This window comes from Kineococcus vitellinus (assembly GCF_009906315.1).
GTDB classification, from domain to species: domain Bacteria; phylum Actinomycetota; class Actinomycetes; order Actinomycetales; family Kineococcaceae; genus Kineococcus; species Kineococcus vitellinus.
On sequence record NZ_JAAALL010000232.1, the window covers coordinates 1 to 7027 of the forward strand.

Annotated in this window: 8 protein-coding genes; 2 read left to right on the forward strand and 6 right to left on the reverse strand. The window is 78.3% G+C overall.

Annotated elements, in window-relative coordinates:
- Positions 1-710 (forward strand): DUF6198 family protein (locus GTQ99_RS17325; protein ID WP_166616978.1); only part of this gene is annotated, 710 nt, incomplete at its 5' end.
- Between the two features lie 14 nt (positions 711-724).
- On the opposite strand, the gene GTQ99_RS17330 is transcribed toward GTQ99_RS17325, so the two are convergent.
- From GTQ99_RS17330 to GTQ99_RS17350, 5 genes are all read right to left on the reverse strand, one after another.
- The gene (locus tag GTQ99_RS17330) at positions 725-1948 is read right to left on the reverse strand and encodes an FAD-dependent oxidoreductase (RefSeq protein ID WP_338075060.1); all 1224 of its coding nucleotides are present in this window, start codon (positions 1946-1948) and stop codon (positions 725-727) included.
- A gap of 16 nt (positions 1949-1964) precedes the next feature.
- Positions 1965-2684, reverse strand: a complete 720-nt coding sequence (locus GTQ99_RS17335; protein ID WP_166616980.1) for a methyltransferase domain-containing protein — start codon at positions 2682-2684, stop codon at positions 1965-1967.
- Positions 2681-3889 (reverse strand): type III polyketide synthase, encoded by a 1209-nt coding sequence (locus tag GTQ99_RS17340; protein ID WP_166616981.1) that lies wholly within the window; start codon positions 3887-3889, stop codon positions 2681-2683. Before GTQ99_RS17340 ends, GTQ99_RS17335 begins: the two co-directional genes overlap by 4 nt.
- Positions 3890-3948: 59 nt before the next feature.
- Positions 3949-4278 carry a hypothetical protein gene (locus tag GTQ99_RS17345; RefSeq protein ID WP_166616982.1) on the reverse strand — a complete coding sequence of 110 codons (330 nt, stop codon included), beginning with the start codon at positions 4276-4278 and terminating at the stop codon, positions 3949-3951.
- 94 nt (positions 4279-4372) lie between these two features.
- Entirely contained in the window at positions 4373-5272 is a 900-nt protein-coding gene (locus GTQ99_RS17350; RefSeq protein ID WP_166616983.1) for a PfkB family carbohydrate kinase, read from the reverse strand.
- A 174-nt stretch (positions 5273-5446) separates the two neighbouring features.
- On the opposite strand from GTQ99_RS17350, the gene GTQ99_RS17355 reads away from it, so the two are divergent.
- Positions 5447-6154 carry an alpha/beta fold hydrolase gene (locus tag GTQ99_RS17355; protein ID WP_166616984.1) on the forward strand — a complete coding sequence of 236 codons (708 nt, stop codon included), beginning with the start codon at positions 5447-5449 and terminating at the stop codon, positions 6152-6154.
- A 24-nt stretch (positions 6155-6178) separates the two neighbouring features.
- Here the strand turns inward: GTQ99_RS17355 and GTQ99_RS17360 are convergent, their stop codons facing one another.
- On the reverse strand, positions 6179-6877 hold the full coding sequence (locus GTQ99_RS17360) for an SDR family NAD(P)-dependent oxidoreductase (protein ID WP_166616985.1): 699 nt from the start codon (positions 6875-6877) through the stop codon (positions 6179-6181).
- Positions 6878-7027: the final 150 nt, after the last annotated feature.

Genomic DNA, 7027 nt, shown 5'->3' on the forward strand with positions numbered 1-7027 from the left:
CGGTCGCCGCGCTGCGGCGCTGCGGGCAGTTCGTCCTCGGCCTGGGCCTGTGCGCCACCGGCGTGTGGACGTCGCTGCAGGCCGGTCTGGGCGTCTCCTCCTGGGACGTCCTGCACGCCGGGCTGGCCGGGCGCACCGGCGCCGGCTTCGGCCTCGTCGTGGCCGTCGTCGGTCTCGCCGTCCTCGGCGTCTCCTCGCTGCTGGGGGTGCGCCCGAGGACCGGCACGTTCGTCAACGTGGTGCTCGTCGCGCTGCTGCTGGACGCGCTGCTGGCCACGCGCTGGCTCGACGGCCTGCCCGGGGCGCCGCTCGCGCTGCGGGCGGCGGCGCTGGCCGCGGCGGTCGTGCTCATCGGGACGGGCGGTGCGGTCTACATCGGCGCGGGCTTCGGCTCCGGGCCGCGCGACAGCCTCATGGTGGCCTGCCACCTGCGCGGCTGGCCGATCGGCGTCTCCCGGGTGGCCATCGAGGTCGGCGTGGTGGTCGTCGGCTGGGTGCTCGGGGGTCCCGTCGGCGCCGGCACGATCGTCGTGGCGTTCGCGCTCGGGCCGGTCACCCAGCTGGCCTTCCGGGTGCTGCGCCAGGACCCGGAGGCCGGTCAGCGCCCGCGCCCGGCCCCCGCCGCCGGCAGCGCTGGACCGGACGCGGGACCGGACGCGGGACCGGACGCAGGACGGGACGAGGGGCCGGGCGCGGAGCGCGCCGCCTGAGCCGCCCGCAGCGCTCAGGCGGCCCCGGCCTCCCCGGCCCAGCGCATCGAGAAGGCCCCCGCCAGCCCGTGCCGCGCGGGGGTGGCCAGCACGGCCCGCAGCAGGCCGTCGCGCGCTCCGCGCACCACGGCGGGCACGGGCCGGCCGAGGCGCGTGTTGGCCCCCGCCTGCCACGCCGCCCGGCGGGCGGCGCCCAGCCGCCGCCGCTGGAAGGCCGCCAGCTCGGGCACGCCGGCGAGCTCGCGGCCGTCCCCGCCGCGCAGCTCCCGCACGAGCAGCGGGGCCAGCTCGCGGGCGTCCAGCCAGCCCAGCGTCATGCCCTGGCCGCCGATGGGGCTGATCTCGTGCGCGGCGTCCCCGAGGACGACCCGGCGCCCGTGGACCATGCACCCGGCGATCCGGCGGCGGACGCTGAACGCGCTGACCATCGAGTTCGAGCCGACGTCGAGCACGGCGCCGGTGCGCCGCGCCACGAGCTCGGCCAGCCGCTGCGCCCGCTCCGGCTCCGGCCGCTCCGCCCGCCCGGGCGGCCGCGCCGGTGCCCGCCCGGTGTGCGCGACCCAGCGGCGCACCCCGCCGGGCAGCGGGAAGGACTCCACGACGCCCTCGGGCTCGAGGTGGATCGCCGCGGTGCCGGTGTCGGCGCTCGTGTCGGCGAAGTCGCCCATGAGGTAGGTGTCCGGGTAGGCCCGCACCCGCCCGGCGGTGCCGGTCAGCGCGCGGGTGCACCCGTGCGCGCCGCCGGCGGCGACGACGACCCGGGCGGTCCAGGTCTGCACGCCCCCCGCGGCGCCGCCGGGCGCGGCGGGCGGTGCGGTGGAGCGCACGAGCACGCGCACCGGCCCCGGGCCCGCGTCGTGGACCTCGAGCACCTCCCGCCCGCGCCGCAGCGCGCCGGGGCCCAGCTGCGCGAGGCGCTGCTCCAGCAGCGCCTCGGTGCGCTGCTGCGGCAGCGTGAGCACGAACGGGTTCTGCGGCCAGGCCCGCTCGAAGGTCAGGGAGCCCAGCAGGCGGCCCCGGCTGCGCGCCTGGCCGGTGTGCACGCGCGCACCGGCCGCCAGCACCGCCTCGCGCACGTCCAGCTCCTCCAGGGCCTCCAGCGCGGGCGGGTGCAGCCCGATGGCCCGCGAGTGCGTGCTGGGCTCGGGCCGGCGCTCCAGGACGGCGACGTCGACGCCGTCGCGGGCCAGCAGCGCGCCGAGGTAGAGCCCCGTGGGCCCGCCGCCGACGATGAGCACCTCGCAGCCCGGCACGTCAGCGCGGCCCGTCGGCGGGGGCGGCGGGGGCGTCGAGGAGCAGGTTGCGCGCCGGCCACGGGCGCTCGACGCGCCAGCCGGGCCCGGCCGCCGCCGCGAGCTCGGCGGGGGTGTAGCTGCGCCGGATCGAGGTCAGCCCGTCCTCGCGCACGAACGAGCCGGCCGCCAGCGGCCGGCTGCCCAGGGAGAACAGCCGGTAGGCCCAGGCGCCGCGGGCGATGTCGCTGTGCGCGACCCGGTCGCGGGCCAGCGCGCGCGAGTCCTCCAGCAGCGTGCGCAGGCCGTCCTCGTCGAGGTGGTGCAGGACGTGGTTGGAGACGACGAGGTCGAAGCGCCGGCCCTCGGCCACGAGGTCGCTGCTGTGGGCGCACCGGAAGGACACCCCCGGCACCGGCGGCTGCCGCACCGCCCAGGCGTGCGCGCGCGGGTCGGGGTCGATGCCCGTGACCTGCGCGCGGCGGCCGTCGCGGCGCGCCCAGCGGGCCAGCGCCCGCGCCAGGTCACCACCGCCGCAGCCGACGTCGAGGACCGTCGTGACGCGGTCGTCGCGCAGCAGCGGCCGCACGTGCCGGCGGTAGGCCAGCTGCCAGCCGGCCACGACGGCGTTGACGACGCGGAAGTGCGCGTAGGTGCGTTCCAGCGCGGGCAGGTCGCAGTCCGGGTCGTCCATCAGCTCGACGGCGGTGCGGTCGCGCGCGCCGAGGTCGGGCAGGCTCACCGGGCGCCCAGCAGTTCCCGCCGCGGTGCCGCCACCGCCGCCGGGACGGTCGCGTCCGCGGGCACGTGCGCGGTTCCGGCGACCGGGGAACCCACCCGGGTGAACAACCCCGACTCCACGGTCAGCCCCGGTCCGAAGGCCATGGCGCACACCCGCTCCCCCGCCGCGGCCCGCGCCAGGACGTCGCGCAGGACGAACAGGACGGTGGCGCTGCTCATGTTCCCGAAGTCGCGCAGCACCTCGCGCGAGGGGCGCACCTGCTCGGCCGACAACCCCAGCGTCGTCTCCACCTTGTCGAGGATGCTGCGCCCGCCCGGGTGCACGGCCCAGTGCTCGACCTCGCGGTGCGCGCTGCCGCGCAGCGCGGCGTCGCGCGCCAGCAGCGGGGCCAGGGCGGACTCGACGTGCTCGTCGATGATGTGCGGGACGTAGGAACCGAGCACCATCTCGAAGCCGTTGTCACCGATGCTCCACGCCATCGCCTCCTCGCCGACCGGCGTCAGGACGCTGGCGAAGTCGTCCAGCTGCAGCGCCGGTGCGGGCCCGAGGTCGCGGCCGGTGACGACCGCGGCGGCCGCGCCGTCGGCGAACAGCGACGCGCCGACGACGGTGTCCTGGTCGTCGCGCACCCGCACGTGCAGCGTGCACAGCTCGGCGGCGGCGACGAGGACGACGGCGTCGGGGTCGGCGCGGCAGATCGCGTTCGCCTGCCGCAGCGCGGGGAAGGCGGCGTAGCAGCCCATGAAACCCACGTGCGTGCGCTGCACGGACGGGCGCAGGCCGAGGGCGCGCACGATCCGGTAGTCCGGGCCGGGCGAGTAGAAGCCCGTGCAGGAGGCGGTGACGACGTGCGTGACGTCCTCGGCGCCGACCCCCTCGCACCCGGCGAGGGAGGCCGCCGCCGCCCGCGTGAACAGCGCGTCGGCCTCCCGGGCGTAGACGGCGTTGCGCACCCCGGTGCTCGGGTCCAGCAGCCGGCCGGCGGCGGGGTCGAAGAAGGCGGTCGGGCCCGTGTCGGCGCCGGGGGCCAGCTCGGGGAGCACGGTGTGCCGGCGCTCGATGCCGGAGGCGTTGAACGCCGCGCTCGCCAGCCGGGAGCCGAGCCGGCTCAGACCGGGCTGGGCGGCGAAGACGTCGCGCAGCTGCTGCTGGACGAGCGCGGTGGGCGGGACGGCCGTTTCGATCGACCGCAGGGTGACTGCCATGGGCTCATCAGACGTCAGCCTCGTCCGGTCCACAACGCGAGACTCCCCGCGGGCGCCCGTCAGCCGCCCGTGCGCCGGGAGCGCTGGTAGTCCGTCCACGCCCGCGTGCAGACCTCGCAGCGGCAGCCGAGGTTGCGGTAGCCGTTGGCCGAACCGTGCCGCTCGTCGCCGGGGTCGGCCCGGAAGGCGGCCGCGCGCTGCTGCGCCGACGGCCGCGCCGCCGCGACCCCGACGCCGAGCTCGGCGCGCCAGCTGCGGATCGTGGGGTGGCTGACCCCGAGCACCCGGCCGGCCTCCTGCTGGGCGAGGTCGGCCGTGGCGCCGACGGCCTCCTGCCACGTGGCGTACCCGGCGCGCCGGGCCACCTCGTCGCGGTCGTGGCGCGGCATCGCGGCTCCCCGGGTGCTGGGACCGGGTCCCGCACCCGGCCGGGCACCATCGTGCACCGGCGGGCGCGCCCGCCGGCTGCCGGGTGCGCGCTCGTCAGCGCGCGGCGGCGCGCTCCAGGAAGGCGGCCAGCTCCTCGGGCGCGGGGTACGAGGACTGCGCGCCCGGGCGCGTGGCGGCGAAGGCGCCGACGCCCACGGCGTAGCGGGCGGCGTCCAGGAGGGCGTCGCCCGCCGCCAGCCGCAGGGCCGTCGCACCCGTGAACGCGTCGCCGCAGCCGGTGGTGTCCACGGCCTCGACGGGCACGGCCGTCACGTGCACCGGCGCGCCGTCCCCGTCGTGCACGACGCAGCCCGCGCCGCCCCTGGTCACGATCGAGCGCCGCACGCCGTGCCCGCCGAGCTGGGCGGCCTCGTGCTCGTTGACCAGCAGGACGTCGGTGAGCTCCAGCAGCTCGTCGGGGACGGGGCCGAACGGCGAGAGGTTCGTGACGACCGCGGCGCCGGCGGCGCGGGCGGCCCGGGCGGCGGCGAGCACGACGTCGGTGGCCACCTCCAGGCACAGGCAGAGCACGGCCGCGCCCGCGAACGCGCCCGCCGGCAGGTCGGCGGGGGTCAGCGTGCCGTTGGCGCCCGCGGAGACGACGATCGTGTTCTCCCCGGCGTCGTCGACCGTGATGACGGCGGTCCCGGTCGGCACGTCCGGCCGGGTGGCCACGCCGGAGACGTCGACGCCGGCGGCGGCGACCGAGGAGCGCAGCAGCGCCCCGTTGCCGTCGTCCCCGACGGCGCCGACCAGCGCGACGTCGCCGCCGAGCCGGCCGGCCGCCACGGCCTGGTTGGCGCTCTTGCCGCCGGGCAGCACGAGGAGGTCCTCGCCGCGCAGCGTCTCGCCCGGGCGCGGGAAGCGCGGGGTCCGCACGACGAGGTCGGCGTTGAGCGAGCCGACCACGACGACGCGCCCGCCGCCGCGCTCGCGGGGGGTCTTCTCCGGCACGTGCTGCTCCGCTCCGTCGGGACGATCCGGGGTGCGCCGCTCGGCGCAGGGACCACTGAACACCCCCGCCCGCCGGGGTGGCCCGCGGGGTCCACGGGCACCCCGGCGGGCACCGCCGGGCTGCGGGGGCACCGCCGGGCTGCGGGGGCGGCGCGGGGCTGGTGAGCTGCTCCCGTGCTCCCCCGTGCGGCGGTCCTGGCGTGGGCGTGCGCGGACTGGTGGTACGCCCTGCGCTGGGAGCTGCGCAGCCTGCGGCGCGGCGCGCCCCCGCCCGAGGCGCCCGGCGGGGACGGGAGCGGGGTGGCGGTGCTGCTGGTCCCCGGGGTCTTCGAGTCCTGGCGCTTCCTGCAGCCGCTCACCGAGGCGCTGCGGGCGGGCGGGCACCGCGTGCACGTCGTGGACGCCCTGGGCTTCAACGGCGGGGGGATCCCCGAGGCGGCCCTGGCCGTGCGCCGCCACGTCGACGAGCAGGGCCTCGGCCTCGACGGCCCGCTGGCCGTCGTCGGGCACAGCAAGGGCGGCCTGATCGGCAAGCAGCTGCTGGCCCACCACGACGACGACGGCCGCTTCCAGCACCTGGTGGCGGTCAACACGCCCTTCTCGGGGTCGGCGCTCGCCCGCTGGGTGCCGCTGCGGGCGGTGCGCGTCTTCGCGCCCGGCGGGCAGGTGCTGCGGGAGCTGGCCGCGCGCGAGGACGTCAACCGGGCCATCACCTCCATCTCCAGCCGGGTCGACCCGAACGTCCCCGGCTCCAGCCGGCTGCCGGGCGCCCGCCACGTCACCATCGACACCGTCGGGCACTTCCGGGTGCTGGCCGACCCCCGGCTGCAGGCGGCCGTCCTGGAGGCCCTCGCCGCGCTGTCGGCGCCCGGGCGGCCCTGACGCGGACCGCCCCGGCGGGTCCCCTCACCACGCCACGGGCCCGTGGCGGTCGACGAAGGTCCCGGTGGGGCCGTCGTCGCCGAGGGTGGCCAGGTGCACGATCGCGTCGGTGCCCTCGGTGACCGTCTGGGTGCCCCGGTGCTCGTTGAGGTCGGTCTCCGTGTAACCGGGGTCGGCGGCGTTGACGAGGATCCCGGGCAGGGCGCGGGAGTACTTCACGGTGAGCATCGTCAGCGCGGTCTTGGAGATCGCGTACAGGGGCGGCACGACCTGCCAGTCGAACATCTCGTGCTCCAGGGTGGCCGCGAAGGAGCCCACCGTGGAGGACACGTTGACGACCCGGGCGTGCCGGGACTCCCGCAGCAGCGGCACGAAGGCGTTGGTGACGCGCAGCACCCCCAGCAGGTTGGCGTCCAGCAGCGCGGCGGCGTCCGCCGCGCTGGTCAGCTCCAGCGGCGCGACGACGCTGTTGACCGCGGCGTTGTTGACGAGGACGTCCAGGCGCCCGTGCTCGGCGCGCACCCGCGCGGCCGCGGCGTCGACGCCGGCCTGGTCGGTGACGTCCAGGTGCACCAGCCCGACGCCGAGGTCGGCGGCGGCGGCGCGGCCGCGCCCGGGGTCGCGGGCGCCGATGAGCACCGTGTGCCCGGCCTCCTTCAGCCGCCGGGCGCTCTCGCGCCCGATGCCCTTGTTGCCGCCGGTGACGAGGGTGATCGTGTCCATGCCCGACACCCTGCGGCCCGGGACGGGAGCGCGGGAGGCGACGCCGGTCGGTGGGACCACGGGTACCACCCAGCGGCACCGTGGGTGCTCGCGCTGCGGGGCGGGGCAGGATGGCCGCGTGGCGGAGCGGACGGCGGGGACGACGACGGC